The 14,375-nt window shown below is 73.5% G+C and carries 12 protein-coding genes; 4 read left to right on the top strand and 8 right to left on the bottom strand.

Annotated elements, in window-relative coordinates; all coding sequences use genetic code 11:
• Positions 1-125: 125 nt before the first annotated feature.
• Both ACZ38L_RS13985 and ACZ38L_RS13980 read right to left on the bottom strand, forming a co-directional pair.
• Positions 126-980, bottom strand: a complete 855-nt coding sequence (locus ACZ38L_RS13985) for an oxidoreductase (protein WP_465692515.1) — start codon at positions 978-980, stop codon at positions 126-128.
• A gap of 411 nt (positions 981-1,391) precedes the next feature.
• Positions 1,392-2,747: a ricin-type beta-trefoil lectin domain protein gene (locus ACZ38L_RS13980; RefSeq protein ID WP_465692513.1), complete on the bottom strand. Its 1,356-nt coding sequence runs from the start codon at positions 2,745-2,747 to the stop codon at positions 1,392-1,394.
• Between the two features lie 724 nt (positions 2,748-3,471).
• On the opposite strand from ACZ38L_RS13980, the gene ACZ38L_RS13975 reads away from it, so the two are divergent.
• Together ACZ38L_RS13975 and ACZ38L_RS13970 are read left to right on the top strand one after the other, a co-directional pair.
• A complete protein-coding gene (locus ACZ38L_RS13975; RefSeq protein WP_465692511.1) occupies positions 3,472-4,638 on the top strand; it encodes a globin domain-containing protein in 1,167 nt (388 codons plus the stop codon).
• A 161-nt stretch (positions 4,639-4,799) separates the two neighbouring features.
• Positions 4,800-5,516 carry a pyridoxamine 5'-phosphate oxidase family protein gene (locus tag ACZ38L_RS13970; RefSeq protein WP_465692560.1) on the top strand — a complete coding sequence of 239 codons (717 nt, stop codon included), beginning with the start codon at positions 4,800-4,802 and terminating at the stop codon, positions 5,514-5,516.
• Positions 5,517-5,649: 133 nt separating this feature from the next.
• Here the strand turns inward: ACZ38L_RS13970 and ACZ38L_RS13965 are convergent, their stop codons facing one another.
• The 6 genes from ACZ38L_RS13965 to ACZ38L_RS13940 form a co-directional block, all read right to left on the bottom strand.
• Positions 5,650-6,258, bottom strand: a complete 609-nt coding sequence (locus ACZ38L_RS13965) for a DUF4190 domain-containing protein (RefSeq protein ID WP_465692509.1) — start codon at positions 6,256-6,258, stop codon at positions 5,650-5,652.
• Positions 6,259-6,391: 133 nt separating this feature from the next.
• Positions 6,392-7,681: an MFS transporter gene (locus ACZ38L_RS13960; RefSeq protein WP_465692507.1), complete on the bottom strand. Its 1,290-nt coding sequence runs from the start codon at positions 7,679-7,681 to the stop codon at positions 6,392-6,394.
• Between the two features lie 72 nt (positions 7,682-7,753).
• Positions 7,754-8,470, bottom strand: coding sequence for a dienelactone hydrolase family protein (locus ACZ38L_RS13955; RefSeq protein ID WP_465692505.1), 717 nt, complete (start codon positions 8,468-8,470; stop codon positions 7,754-7,756).
• Positions 8,471-8,634: 164 nt separating this feature from the next.
• A complete protein-coding gene (locus tag ACZ38L_RS13950) occupies positions 8,635-10,047 on the bottom strand; it encodes a sugar porter family MFS transporter (RefSeq protein ID WP_465692503.1) in 1,413 nt (470 codons plus the stop codon).
• A 109-nt stretch (positions 10,048-10,156) separates the two neighbouring features.
• Positions 10,157-10,786: an FMN-binding negative transcriptional regulator gene (locus ACZ38L_RS13945; protein WP_465692501.1), complete on the bottom strand. Its 630-nt coding sequence runs from the start codon at positions 10,784-10,786 to the stop codon at positions 10,157-10,159.
• Positions 10,780-11,472 (bottom strand): pyridoxamine 5'-phosphate oxidase family protein, encoded by a 693-nt coding sequence (locus tag ACZ38L_RS13940; RefSeq protein WP_465692499.1) that lies wholly within the window; start codon positions 11,470-11,472, stop codon positions 10,780-10,782. The genes ACZ38L_RS13945 and ACZ38L_RS13940 overlap by 7 nt, the downstream gene beginning before the upstream one ends.
• 35 nt (positions 11,473-11,507) lie before the next feature.
• Here ACZ38L_RS13940 and ACZ38L_RS13935 point away from each other — a divergent pair, with 35 nt between their 5' ends.
• The gene (locus tag ACZ38L_RS13935) at positions 11,508-12,860 is read left to right on the top strand and encodes an aminotransferase class I/II-fold pyridoxal phosphate-dependent enzyme (protein ID WP_465692497.1); all 1,353 of its coding nucleotides are present in this window, start codon (positions 11,508-11,510) and stop codon (positions 12,858-12,860) included.
• 235 nt (positions 12,861-13,095) lie between these two features.
• Entirely contained in the window at positions 13,096-14,265 is a 1,170-nt protein-coding gene (locus ACZ38L_RS13930) for a GDSL-type esterase/lipase family protein (RefSeq protein WP_465692495.1), read from the top strand.
• Positions 14,266-14,375 lie beyond the last annotated feature (110 nt).

Here is a 14,375-nt window from a genome sequence, read left to right as displayed (position 1 = left end):
GGGAGCAGGAGCGCGCGGCCCTCCGTGGCGCGCGCGGGTGCGGCGCCGAACCGTGCTCCGGCCGGCGCCGCCACCGCGGTGGCCCGGGTGCTGCCGAGTCCCTGGGCCGCTGTGCTGACCGAGGGTCAGTCGTCGATCGCCGTGCTCAGGCTGAGCTCCGCGGTGGCGTCCAGGTCGGCGCCGACCGCCGCCAGCTTGCCGCGGATCGCGGTGACCGCGTCCTCGCCCAGGGCCAGCCGCAGCGGTGGCTCGGGCAGCTCCAGCGCGGCGAGCAGCGCGGCCGCCGCCTTGGCCGGGTCGCCCGGCTGCTGGCCGTGGCTGCCGGAGAGGGCGGCCCGGAGGGCGCCGACCGTGGGCCGGTAGTCCTCGATCACGTTCGCGGACTGCAGCGCCGGACCGGCGAACTCGGTGCGGAAGGCGCCCGGTTCGACGATCAGCACCTTGATCCCCAGCGGCGCGACCTCGCCGGCCAGCGCCTCGCTGGCCAGCTCCAGCGCACCCTTCGCGGCACTGTAGGCGCCGACGCCGGGGAAGGAGAGCATCCCGCCCATGCTGGTGACCTGCACGATCGTCCCGCCGCGCTGGGCCCGCAGGTGCGGCAGCACCAGGCGGGTGAGCCGCATCGCACCGAAGAACATCACCTCCATCGCACCGCGCAGCTCGTCCTCGGTGGTCTCCTCGACGGCGCCGACGACTCCGTACCCCGCGTTGTTGACGAGCACGTCGATCCGTCCGTGCTCCTCGATCGTGCTCTTCACCGCCTGCGCGCACTGCTCCGCATCGGTCACATCGAGCCGCACCGGCGTGATCCGCCCCGGGAACTCGGCCATCAGCGCCGCGATGCTCTCCGGCCGGCGCACCCCGGCGACCACGATGTCGCCGACCGCCAGCGCGGCCCGCGCGAAGGCGGCTCCGAACCCGCTGTTGGCGCCCGTGATCAGCCAAAGCCTGGCCTGGGCGGCGTTCTGATCGATCGTCATGGAAAATTCCCCCTGGATAGTCCCTGTTGCGCCGACCCTACACGCAGCCCCGCCCGTAACGGTGGTGACAGCCGGTCCCTCCGCCCCAGGGCGGCGCATCGCCGAAGTTCAAGGTCACTGGTGGTCAAGCCAGTTGCGGTCGATCCCGGGGTGGCGCCGCTCGCCGATCCGGGCGGGCCGCCCGCCGGCCCACCGACGATCACGGCCGGCGGCCCGTCGGATGCGTCAGTCGGGTGCGTCAACGGCCGTCGGGACGCGCCGGGTTGGCGTCGGGGCGAAGTCCGACGGGCGCTCGACCGGCATGCCGAGCTCCGTGGATCGCCCGGACGCCCGCTCCACCTGTGGCCGGATCGGAGTCCTGCCGACACCGGCCGCCGCCGAGCCGCCGTCCCGGCTCGTCGTGGTGGGAGGTCAGGACGGGAGGACCCACTTCTGGTTGGCCCCGCCCGTGCAGTCCCAGATCTGCGCCTGGGTGCCCGGCGTGGTGGACCAACCGGTGTCGTCCAGGCACCGGTTCGACTCGGGGTTGTACAGCGAGCCGTCGGAGTGGGGGATCCAGACCTGCGCGCCGGTGCCGTTGCAGTCGTAGAGGTCGACCGGCGTGCCGTTGGCGGTACCGGCCGCGTGGACGTCCAGGCACTTGCCCAGGACCTGCAGGGTGCTGCCCGCCGCCGCCACGGTCCACTGCTGCGCGGCGGTCTGGTTGCAGGTGTACACCTGAACCGGGTTGTAGTCGGCGGTGCTGGCCGACCGGTCGTCCAGGCACAGACCGCCGTAACCCGTGATCTGCCCGGTCCCGGTGCCCCCGCCCCCGCCGGTCGTGGTGTAGGCGGCGACGTAGCCGACGCTCATCGTGGCGCCCGAACTGGTACCCGCCCCCGGCGTGGTGCAGCCGCACACACCGTTGGGGAAGCCGCCGCCGATGGCGAGGTCGAAGATGATCGACATGTTGTGGTCGAACGCCTGCTGCCAGGTCGCGGCGCCGACCTGGCCCTCGTTCACGCTGAAGTACTGGTTGCCGTCGAGGTACCAGGTCACCGACTCGGTCGCCGGGTCCGTCCGGTCCAGGACCATCGAGTAGGTGTGGTAACCGGTCTGGCAACCCGGACAGGCCCGCAGGCCACTGCCGATCCCGTTGCCCTCGTTGCACGGGCCGCCCGGATCGGTACCGCAGTGGATCGTGCCCGCGACCTCCGACAGCGCGTTGACGTCCTCCATGATGTCGATCTCACCGTTCTCGGGCCACTGCCCGGGACCCAGCATCCAGAACGCGGGCCAGTACCCGGCTCCGCTCCCCGGGTCGGGTTGCTCGATCGAGGCCGTGACCTCCAGCTTGCCGCCCACCGGGGCCCCCACCACCGCGCCGGGAGTGTGGATCCGGCCGGACGTCCAACCACCGCCGCCGTTCAGCGCGGTGATGTCCAGGTGACCGTTGCCGTCGAGGTGGACGTTGGCGGTCGAGTTGGTCATCGTCTCGATCTCACCGGTCCCGAAGTTCGATCCCGGGCCGGTGTCGTACGTCCAGCTCGACGCGGAGGGCGCACTGCCGGCCGGTCCGGCGAAGTCGTCGCTGAACACCGTCGTCCACCCCGACGGTGCCGCGGGCACGGTCGCCGCGCCCGCGGTGACCGGGGTGGTCACCAACGCGGCCAGCAGCCCCAGCGCGGTCAGCAGCCCCAGCGTCGCCACCAGCGCCGGCCGGCGCCAGCGGCGGGAACGCGGGCTTGGGTGGCGGACGGCATGCCAGAGGCGGGTTGCGTCGATCATCTGCGGCTCCCAGAGTCCGGTGGCCGCCCCCCGGGAGAGGAGCGGACGGGGAACGCGCCGGGCCGCGATCCGCTCGAACCGGCCGGAAGCCGTCCCGGCGTCCCCAACTGATGCTCGGCTGGCCAGAATTCAACTCCTGAACCTGTCAAGGCGTCAATATATCGGATCCGTTCAATGCTTGGTGTGAACGGCCGCCCATGGCGGAGGACCCGGGCGGTGTCGCGTCGAGGACGGTGTCCTGTGCGCTGTCCCGGCGGGTTGGGATGCCGCGGCCGGTATGAAGTCACGCACGCGTTCACCCTCCCGGCATCGCCCGAACCGTGATCTCCTCCATACTCTCTGCGCAATTCTTCCCACTTCGGGGGTCACATCCCAGGGCGGGCGGCCGTCAGCGACAGCGGCGACAGGGCCTCGGACAGCACCCCTCACGGCGGGGATCCGAGGACCTCGCACATCAGTGGGGGACGACGCCGAGCCGACGGGCCGCTACCAGGTGCCTCCCGTTCTGGCAAGAAACCCATGCGCACACAGGTTTCACAGAATGCCGCTTGGCGCGGCCTGGGCGACTGGGCAGAATCTGTCGGGTCCATGCTGGGTAACCACAGTTCACAGGGGGTGACGAACTGGACTGGAGAGCCGTACCGTGAAGTTCCGCGCCGACCGCTCCACCGGAGGCGTCGCCACTCAGCCGGCTCCACAGGGTGACTGGTCAACGACACCGGCCGTGGAGTCGCCCGAACCGGGCCAACTGTTGACGGCGCGCGAGATCGACCTGGTCCGGGCGAGCGTGGCCGCGGTCGAGCCGTACGCGGCCGACCTGCCAAGGTTCTTCTACGCCATGCTGTTCGACCGGTACCCGCAGGTCCGCGAGTTGTTCCCGGCCCAGATGGACGTCCAGCACGACCGGCTGGTGCGCGCCCTGCTGCTGATCGTCGAACTCGTCGACGATCCCGCGAACCTGGTGACCTTCTGCGGCAACCTGGGCCGTGACCACCGAAAGTTCGGCACGCTGAGCGCCCACTACCCGGCGGTCGGCGAGTGCCTGCTCGCCACCCTGGAGCACTTCGCGGGCCCGGCCTGGACCGACGAGGTCGCCGCCGCCTGGACCCGGGCCTACAACACCGCCGCGCAGACCATGGACCAGGCCGCCATCGACGACGCGCGGCACCGGCCCGCGGTCTGGCAGGCCCGCATCGTCGGCCACCTGCGCCGCTCCGCCGACCTCGCGGAGATCACCGTGCGGACGGACCAGCCGTACCCGTTCACCGGTGGGCAGTTCGTCGGCATGGAGACGCCCTGGTGGCCCAAGATCTGGCGCTACTACTCCCCGGCGAACGCCGCGCGCCCGGACGGGAGCATCACCTTCCAGGTCCGGGCCGTCACCGGTGGCCGGATCAGCAATGCCCTGGTGCGCCGGGCCGTGGTCGGTGACGTCCTGCGGCTCGGCGCCCCGCTGGGCGACATGGTGCTGGACCGCCGGTCGCAGCGGGGCGCGGTGTGCGTGGCCGGCGGCACCGGGCTCGCGCCGATCCGGGCGCTGATCGAACAGGCCGTCCTGGACGGCCGGCAACTGCCCCTCGACCTCTTCGTCGGTGCCCGCAGCTTCGAAGAGCTCTACGCGCTCGACGACCTGTACGAGCTCTCGCGGCGCCACCCCTGGCTCACCATCCGGGCCGCCGTCGCCGACGAGCAGTCGGTCGGCAGGGGTGGCGGCGACCAACTGCTCCAAGCCCTGGCCAGCTGTGGGCCCTGGCCGCGGCACGACGCCTACCTCGCCGGACCGGGCCCGATGATCGTGGCCGCCGCGCGGATCCTGCGTCGCGGTGGGATCCCGCTGGAGCGCATCCACCACGACCCGTTCGTTTCGATCGATCTGGTGGACCCCTCGTGACCCAGCCCGCCTCCGGCTCCACCGAGGGCCTTGACGACGACGCCGGCACCGGCTCCCACGCCGGCTCCGACAACGGCCTCGCCGGTGGCTTCGACGACGCTCACGAGTCCCGTCCCGAAGGTCGCGCCGACACCCGTTTCGGCTCGGCCGGCGAGCACCGGCTGCAGCAACTGCGCGGCACCGCCGAGCGTGCCGCGGACTTCTACCAGCGCCAGGTCCGCCCGCACCTGACACCGCAGATGCAGGCCTTCATCGCCCGCCAGACCATGGTCTTCCTGTCCACCGCGGACGCCGAGGGAGCCTGCGACGCCAGCTTCCGGGCCGGCCCGCCCGGATTCGTCCTCGTCCTCGACGACCACACACTGGCCTATCCCGAGTACCGCGGCAACGGTGTCATGGCGAGTGCCGGGAACATCACCGAGAATCCCCATCTCGGCCTGCTCTTCCTCGACTTCACCGGCGACCGGATCGGCCTGCACGTCAACGGCACCGCCCACCTGCGCCCCGACGACGCGCTGCGCACCGCCTACCCGCACCTGCCGGTCGAGACCGCGCCGGGACGCCGGACCGAGCTGTGGGTCCACCTCTCGGTCGACGAGGCCTACATCCACTGCTCCAAGCACATCCCGCACCTGGAGCCGGCGACCCGCGGTGCCCGGCAACTCGCCCACCGGCCCAAGGACGCCGAGTACTTCACCGGCCCCGTCACCGACCCGCCGCCGAGCGCCCCGGCCTTCCCCACGCGTCCGGCCTTCCCCACGCGTCCGGCCGTCCCCGCGCCTCCGGCCGTCCCGACGGCACCGACCCCGTCGTGGGCGCGCCGGCCGGCGGCGGTGGCGCGCCAGGGGTGGCGGCAGGTGCTGCGGCGGGACGGCTGAGCGAACTGGCGCGGCCGCCGGCCCACTCGATCGGACCCGGATCCGGACCCGCCGGTCTCGGGCGGCCGGGTGTCGGCTCCAGCCCGAAACACGTGTCACCGTGTCTCCGTCCCGCGGGTCAACCGACCCGCTGTCAGGAGTCCGTGAAGCAGGACGCCCGGCCGTGCCCCTGGGAGTAGTCGAGCGCGTCCGGGTAGAGGTAGCCGACCGAGGCGTTGGCGGGCGTCGAGGCCGGCAGGGCCTGCGCACAGGCTGCTTTGGCCGCCGCGTCGGAGGGGAGGGACGCGTTGTAGGTCAGCACCGGCGTCGCGTACACCCTGCCGTCATGCGCCTGGGCGCAGGGGACGAGGGCGACCCACTGGATCCCGCCGTCGGCGTCCCTGGAGCGCACCGTGAAGCAGTCCCCCGGCCGCAGGTCGAAGACGCTGTCCACCTGGGTCTCGGAGACCCCGCCGTCCCGGTTCCGTTGCACGTGGGAGCTGAGCATGTCGGCCACGTCGTAGAAGAGCATGGGCCACACCACCGCGGCGACCAGGCCCGTCATCGCCAGGCCCTTGCCCCGCTGCCCGCTGCGCCGCACCTGCACCAGGGCGATCACCCCGAAGACCAGGGCGAACGGCACCAGCGCCAGCAGGCCGCACGTGCGCGCCCAGCGTGCGAAGCGATTGGTGCCAGCGGGCGGACTACCGCCGTCGGCGCTCACCGCCCGTTCGAGTGTCGCGAACGAGCCCTGCCGGTTCATGGATGCCCTGCCCCTTAGTCACGCTTGTCGTCGCGCCGCGCGGTACCGCGGAGCGAGACCCTAGCGGAACCCGGCAGGGCCGGTCGCGGCCGGCCCTGCCAGGAGGTCCGACCCGAGCGCAGACGGTCGGGCGTCAGGCGGTCGCGGTCTCGGGGACCGCCTGAGTGGCGGTGACCTCGCCAACCGCGCCGATCACCGGGGAACGGGTGAGTCGGCGGACCTCGGGGACGGCCAGCACCAGCAGCGAGAGCAGTGTCATCAGCCCGGCGCAGGCCCAGAGCGCGCCGCTCAGCCCCAGCCCACCGGCCAGTGGGCCGGCCAGCGCCGTGCCGACCGGGGCGAGTGCCACCGAGCCGCACCAGTCGTACGCGGCGACCCGGGAGAACTTGGCGGCCGGGATCTCCTGCCGGAGGGCGATCATCCAGCTGACGCCGAAGAGCGTGCCGCCGGTGCCGGAGGCGAACATCGCCCAGGCCAGCACCGGGAGGGGCGCGCCGGCCGCCAACGCGGCGGCGGGCAGTGCGAAGAGCAGCATCCCGACGTTGCCGGCCAGCAGGATCCGGCGCGGCTGGCGGCGCACCAGCAGCAGCCCGCTGAGCACCAGCCCGACGCCCATCGCGGCGTTCGCCAGCCCCCATGGCCGGGCGCCGCCGAGCCGCTGGTCGGCGACGATCGGCCCGAGCACCGACTCGGCGGCGATCAGGCAGGTGTTCACCACGCCGTACTGCACCACCACTGTCCACAGCCAGCGCCGGGAGGCGAACTCCCGCCAGCCGTCCCGGAGTTCGGCGAGCAGGCCGGGGCCGGCCGGCCGGGCCGCCGGGGCCGGCGCCCGCAGCAGGAGTCGCAGCGCGCCGGCCGCGGCGAAGCAGCAGGCGTCCAGCGCCAGCACCCAGCCTGGTCCGACCGCGGCCACCATCGCCCCGCCGAGCGCCGCGCCGCCGATCTGCGAGGAGTTCATCGCGGTTCGGAAGAGCGCGAAGGCGCGCGGTGCCTGCCGCTGGTCGACCGACTCCATGATCACGCCCTCGGCCGCGGGGGTGAAGAAGGCCTGGCCCACCCCGCCCGCCGCGGAGAGCAGCACCACCTCCCACAGCCGCGCCGAGCCGGAGAGCACCAGCGCGGCCAGTACGCCCTGGGAGAGCGCGTTGCCGACGTTGGCCGCCACCATCACCCGGTGCCGCGGCAGCCGGTCCGCCACCGCGCCGCCGAGCAGCAGGAAGAGCACGGTGGCCAGCAGCCGGGCCGCGATGACGGACCCGATCCCGGTCGCACCGCCGCCCATCGCCAGCACCGCGAAGGCGGTGGCGATCGGGGCGCCGGCGTTGCCGAGGCCGCTGACCACGGTCGCGCCGGTCTGGATCAGGTAGCTGCGTCCCGCCCAGGCGAAACGGCGGGCGGGGGCGTCGGTTCGGTTCGGCACTCGCCGACTATGACGGTGGCATCGTCGGCTGTCCACGGTACGGGTCGGTAACCGGCCGTCCCCCGGTCCGGGTCAGCCGAGGTGGCCGCGGAGGAAGCTGAGGGTGCGGCGCCAGGCGATCTCGGCCTGCAGCGGGTCGTAGCTGCCGAGCGGGTTCTCCTCGTTCATGAAGGCGTGCCCGGCGGGGTAGAAGTGGATCTCCGGCCGCCGGTCGGTGGCCTCGCCGATCAGGATCGCCGCCTCGTCCACGGTCTCCGGCGGCAGCCCGTGGTCGTGTTCGGCGAAGTGGCCCAGTACGTGCGCGGTCAGGCCGCGGTAGTCGTAGCCCGGCTCCCGCGGCAGGCCGTAGAACGGGACGACGGCCGCCACCCGGTCGCCCTCCAGCGCGGCCAGCCGCAGCGCGAAGCCGCCGCCCATGCAGAAGCCGACCACCGCGATCGCGTCGCCGGCCAGCGCCGAGTGCCCGAGCAGGAAGTCGACGGCGCCGCGCAGGTCGCGCACCGCGCCCTCGACCGGGAGCCGCTTGAGCAACTCGGCGGCCTCGGCCCGGTCGTGCGTGGTGACGCCGCCGTACAGGTCGGGCGCCAGCGCCAGGAACCCCTCGGCGGCGAACCGGTCGACCATGCCCGCGATGTGGTCGGTCAGCCCCCACCACTCCTGGACCACCAGCAGGCCCGGTCCCCGGCGGCTCGGCGGGAGGGCCAGATAGCCGTGGGCCTGACTCCCGTTGCTGGGGAAGGTGACGTTCTGCCGGCCAGTGCCGGCTCCGGCAGCGGCGGGATCGGCCATCGGGCTGCTCCAGGTGGGCCGCGGGCGGGCGCGGCGGGGACGACGCCGCGAGAGGATCTGGCAGGTGCGGCCCGGGCCGGGACGGCCCGCGGGCACGATGGTATGCGGAGGGGAGGTGAGCGACCGTCAGCCGCCGCTCCGGCCGGGCGTGTCGCGCGGCCCGGTCAGCCCATCTCCTCCAGCGCCCGGCCGCGGGTCTCCCTGATGCAGAAGGCCACGAACGGGATGGAGAGCAGTGCGAAGCAGGCGTAGATGACGTAGGCGGCCGACAGGTTCCAGTTCGAGAGGCTGGGGAAGGAGACGGTGACCGCCCAGTTGGCGATCCACTGCGCCGAGGCGGCCACCGAGAGCGCCACCGCGCGGATCCGGTTGGGGAACATCTCGCCGAGCAGCACCCAGACCACCACGCCCCAGGAGAAGGCGAAGCAGAAGACGAAGACGTGCGCGGCCGCCAGGGCGACGGTGCCCTGCAGGCTGGGCAGGGTGGCGTGGCCGTCGGCGCCGTGCCGGTAGGAGAACGCCCAGGCCGCGGCGCCCAGCGCGAGCGCCATGCCGGTCGAGCCGGCCAGCGCCAGCGGCTTGCGGCCGATCCGGTCCACCAGCAGCATCGCGACCACCGTGCCGATCACGTTGATGATCGAGGTGGAGAGGCTGATCAGCAGCGAGTTGCTCTCGTTGATGCCGACCGACTGCCAGAGCAGCGAGGAGTAGTAGAAGATCACGTTGATGCCGACGAACTGCTGGAAGACCGAGGCGCCGATACCGATCCAGACGATCGGCAGCAGCCCGAACCGACCGCCCCGCAGGTCGCCCAGCCGAGGCTTGTGGGCGCTGTGCAGCACGGCCCGGATCTCCGCCACCCGGGCGTCCAGGTCCACCCCGGTGCCCTCGACCTCGGTCAGCACCGCGCGGGCCCGCTCCTCGCGGCCGACGGCGATCAGGAAGCGCGGGGACTCCGGGATGGCCAGCGCCATCAGTCCGTAGATCACCGCCGGCACGGCCTCCACGCCGAGCATCCAGCGCCAGGCGTCGATACCGGCCAGGTGGTTGGTGGACTCGCCGCCGGCCGCCTGGTTCAGCGCGTAGTTGGCCAGCTGGGAGACGGTGATCCCGAGCACGATCGCCATCTGCTGGAAGGAGGCCAGCCGGCCGCGGTAGGCGGGCGGGGAGACCTCGGCGATGTAGGTCGGCGCGATCACCGAGGCGATCCCGATGGCGATTCCGCCGAGCACCCGCCAGAAGCCGAGTACCTGCACGCTGGGCGGGAACATCGAGCCGACGCCGCTGACCGCGAAGAGCACCGCGGCCAGCAGCATGGTGCGGACCCGGCCGAGGCGGTCGGCCAGCCAGCCGGCCGCCACCGCCCCGGCGGCCGAGCCGAGCAGGGCGATGGCGACCACGAACGCGGTCTCGGCGCTGCCGACGTGGAAGTGCCGCTGGATCCCGGTGACGGCACCGTTGATGACCGCGCTGTCGTAGCCGAAGAGGAAGCCGCCCATGGCCGCGGCGGCGGAGATGAAGACGACATGGCCGAGATGGGCGCCAGCGGCGCTCTCGGCCGGCGTGGTCGTGGTCACGGCGGGCTCCCGGGGCGGTGGCTGGGCATGGTCCATACCATCAGATCAGCCGACCGCCCGGCACTCCGGCACCGGAGCCGGGAGTCGCCGCGGGGGAGACCCGTCCGGCTCAGCCGGCCGGGCAGCCGCCGGTGCGCCGGGCGTTGCGCCGCAGCAGCTGCTCCCGGGTGCCCTGGTCGCCGGGGGCTCCGCGCTCGGCCAGTCGGTCGGCCTGGGCGGCCTGCTCGGCGGCCGGGAGCTTGTCGTCGTACTTGAACTTGGCCCGGACCTGCTGGATCGTCAGCCGCAGCCCGCGGATGCCGGCCAGCTGGGGACCGAACGGCTCCGCGCCGGGGGTGACCCGGGTCCGCGGGGTCTCCGGCTGGAAGTGCGCCAGCTGCCGGTTGAGGATCTCCGCCTTGCCGGCCGGGTCCTCGACCACCTCGGCGCGGCAGCGGAAGTGGACGGAGGCGTAGTAGCTGGTCGGCGTGCCGGTCCGCCAGTAGCCGGGCGCGAAGGCGTAGTCGTCGGTCACCGCCAGGGTGACGTCCGGGTCCCTCCGGATCGCGGCGAACAGCGGGTTGGGCGCGGCGAGGTGGAGGACGATCTCGCCGTGGTCGGCGTCCAGCAGGAAGTGGGTGGGGACCAGGACCGGGCCCTCGCCCGCCGGCCCGTTGGCGGCCAGCAGGCCGAAGTCGCGGCCGGCCAGCCACTCGCGCCACTCGGCTTCGGTGCCGGCGTCCCAGGAGCGGATCAGCACGGCGCACCGCCGGCCTGGAAGTCCGTCAGGTAGCCGGGCAGCGGCACGGTGCTGCCGGGGTGCGGGACGGGGGTGCCGTAGACGGTGGCGGACGGGACGATGCCGGACCAGTGCGGCAGGTCGGCGTCCTCCGGGTCGTCGTCGGCGCCGTCGGCCCGGGTCTTGGCCGAGACCTCGTCCAGCACCAGCCGGATCACCGCGGTCTTGGCCAGCTCCTTCGGGTTGGCCGGGCGACAGTCCGCCGAGCGCCCCGGCACGGCGTGGTCGACCAGGGCGTTCAGGGCCAGCGTCAGCTCGTCCGGGTCGGTGACCTGGTGGGCGATGCCGTGCGCCACCACGGATCGGAAGTTGACCGAGTGGTTGAAGGCCGACTTGGTGAGTACCAGCCCGTCGACCTGGGTGACGGTGAGGCAGACCGGCAGGCCCTGGTCGCTGCCGGCGCCGCGCAGCGGGCGGCTGCCGGTGGAGCCGTGCACGTAGAGCCGGTCGTCCACCCGGGCGAAGATCGTCGGCAGCACCACCGGGGCGCCGGCGACGACGAAGCCCAGGTGGCAGACCCAGGCGGTGTCCAGGATGGCGTGGATCTCGGCCCGCTCCCAGCTGGCCCGGTCCTTGTAGCGGGTCGGTGTGGTGCGCGGGGTGCGGGCGTACTGACCGGTCTCGTCCGCGGTGGTGGCGGCCGACATGACATCCCCCTATGTACTAGTGCATAATTTCTTTTGTGCTAGGAGACTATCGGATCCAGGGGCGGCGCGCTACGGAGATCGCCGCCGACGTCGAACGCGCGCTCGCCCACGGGGAACTGCGGCCGGGCCAGCCGCTGCCGCCGCTGCGCGAGCTGGCCGTCGAGCTCGGGGTCAACCCCAACACGGTGGCCGCCGCCTACCGGCTGCTGCGCGACCGTGGGGTGATCGAGACCGCGGGGCGCAAGGGCAGCCGGATCCGTCCCCGCCCGGCCGGCGCCCCGCGCGACCGGCTACAGGTGCCGGTCCCGCCGCACGCCCGCGACCTCGCGGACGGCAACCCCGACCCGGCGCTGCTCCCGGCGCTGGCCCCCGCGCTGGCGGTGGCCGCCGCCGCGGCCGACCGTGGCCCGGTGCTGTACGGGCACCCCGCGGCCGACCCGGAGCTGCTGGCGCTGGCCTTGGCCGGGTTCCGGGCCGACGGGGTGCCCTCCGGCAGCCCGGCCGTCACCGCCGGGACGCTGGACGCGATCGACCGGATCCTCGCCTCCGAGCTGCGCCCCGGGGACCTGGTCGCCGCCGAGGACCCGGGCTGGGGGAGCCTGCTCGACCTGTTGCCCGCGCGCGGCCTGCGGATCGCGCCGGTGGCGGTGGACGACGCCGGACCGCGGCCCGCCGCGGTGGCCGCGGCGCTGGCGGCCGGCGCCCGCGCGCTGATCATCACCAACCGGGCGCAGAACCCGACCGGCGCCGCGCTCACCGCGGACCGCGCGGCGCGGCTGCGGGCCGTCCTCGCCGAGCACCCGGGCACCCTGCTGATCGAGGACGACCACGGGCACGGCATCGTCACGCTGCCGTTCCATCCGGTCTGCGCCGGACCGGACGGACGGCCGGTCACCGAGCGCTGGGTGGTGGTCCGTTCGATGGCCAAGGCGTTCGGCCCGGACCTGCGGCTCGCCGTGCTGACCGGCGACCGGGAGACCGTGGGCCGGCTGCTGGGCCGCCAGCGGCTGGACACCGGCTGGGTCAGCCACCTGCTGCAGCGCACCGCCGCCGAGCTGTGGCGCACCGACGCCGCGCCGGTGGCCGAGCTGGCCGGCGCCTACCGGGTCCGCCGGGACGCCCTGCTCGACGCGCTGGCCGCGCGCGGGATCGCCGCGCACGGGGTGAGCGGGTTGAACGTCTGGGTGCCGGTGCCGGAGGAGACCGGGACGGTGGTGGCGCTGCTGCAGCGCGGCTGGGCGGTGGCGCCGGGCGCCCGGTTCCGGCAGGAGTCGCCGCCCGGGATCCGGGTGACGGTGGCGACGATGGCCCCCGGGGAGGCGGACCGGCTGGCCGCCGACCTGGCCGCGGTGCTCGCCGCCCCGGGATCGGGGTCACGGCCGGTCTGACCGGCGACTCCGTTCGGCGGCTCCCGAAGTGCGGCCGCCGAACGGGGTCGCCTTGCTGAACGGCACCTGCGGCCAACTGAACTGTGCGGTAACAGAGTGAGAATGGTGCTGCCGATACCTAGCGGTAACAAGCGCGCGCATGCCACATTTTCTCGCGCCACCGGCCGGCGGCCCACCTCACTCGGAGCAACTTCCCGCCCCACATCGGGGAGCTGCCGATCGCAGGAGTTCCGTCGTGCCCGAACGCCTTGGCGGCGCCACACTCGTCCGCCGCCCCCGGCAGCTGATCGCTGCCCTGCTCACCCTGCCGCTCTCCGCCACCGCCCTGCTGGCGGTGGCCGCCCCGGCGCACGCCGACTCGCGTCCGACCGCGAGCGTCACCCTGGGCGACAGCTACATCTCCGGCGAGGCCGGTCGCTGGATGGGCAACAGCGACGACAACAGCGGCAGCCGGGACGGCACCGACCGTGCCTGGAACGGCAGTTCGTACGACCCGTCGACGGTCTACGGCGCGACCTACGCGAGCGGCTGCGACCGTTCCGACTCGGCCGAGGTGAACACCGCGGCGATCGGCCAGGCGCAGATCAACCTGGCCTGCTCCGGCGCCACCACCGCGAACATCTTCCGGGCCGCCGACGGCGGGCAGAGCCTCAAGGGCGAGGCCCCGCAGGCGGACCAGCTCGCCACCGTCGCCAACCAGTACGACGTCAAGCTGATCACCCTCTCGATCGGCGGCAACGACCTCGGCTTCGGTGACGTGCTCACCACCTGCGCCGAGGACTACCTGGTCTGGGACTCCTACTGCAACAGCAGCGAACAGTCCGTCATCGACGGCAAGATGGCCACCGCGATGGCCGATGTCGGCAAGTCGATCGACGAGATCCGCGCGGTGATGACCGCCGACGGCTACGCGGCCGGCGACTACCGGATCGTGCTGCAGTCCTACCCCTCGCCGATCCCGCGCAGCTCGGAGAACCGCTACCCGGAGAGCGGCTGGACCCGGGAGACCACCGGCGGCTGCCCGTTCTGGAACGCGGACTCGGACTGGGCCCGCGACACCGTGGTGCCGGAGATCTCCAACCAGCTGGCGGCGGTCGCGGCCAGTCGCGGCGTGCAGTTCCTGGATCTGCGCGACATGCTGCAGGGCCACGAGGTCTGCTCGACGTCGGCCCAGATGGCCACACCCGGCAACCTGCCGCCGGCAGCCACCGCCGAGTGGGCCCGTTTCGTGGACGTCGGCACCTCCACCCAGGGCACCGAGCAGGAGTCGCTGCACCCGAACTACTACGGCCAGCTCGCGGTGGGCCGCTGCCTGGCCCTGATCTACGCTCAGCCGACCGGTAACTTCGCCTGCCGCAACACGCCCGGCCAGGACGCCTCCGGGATGTACCTGGCGGCCGAGTAGCGCGTCGGGGGGGGGGGGGGGGGGGGGGGGGGGGGGCGCGAGGGGGGGGGGGGGGGGGGGGGGGGGGGGGGGGGGGGGGTGGGGGGGGGTTTTTTTTTTTCTTGGGCGGG

The sequence above is a fragment of the Kitasatospora sp. NPDC024654 genome, from assembly GCF_055559155.1.
Note: the sequence above shows the minus strand (reverse complement) of the source record. Positions and strands in the feature narration are given on the sequence as shown.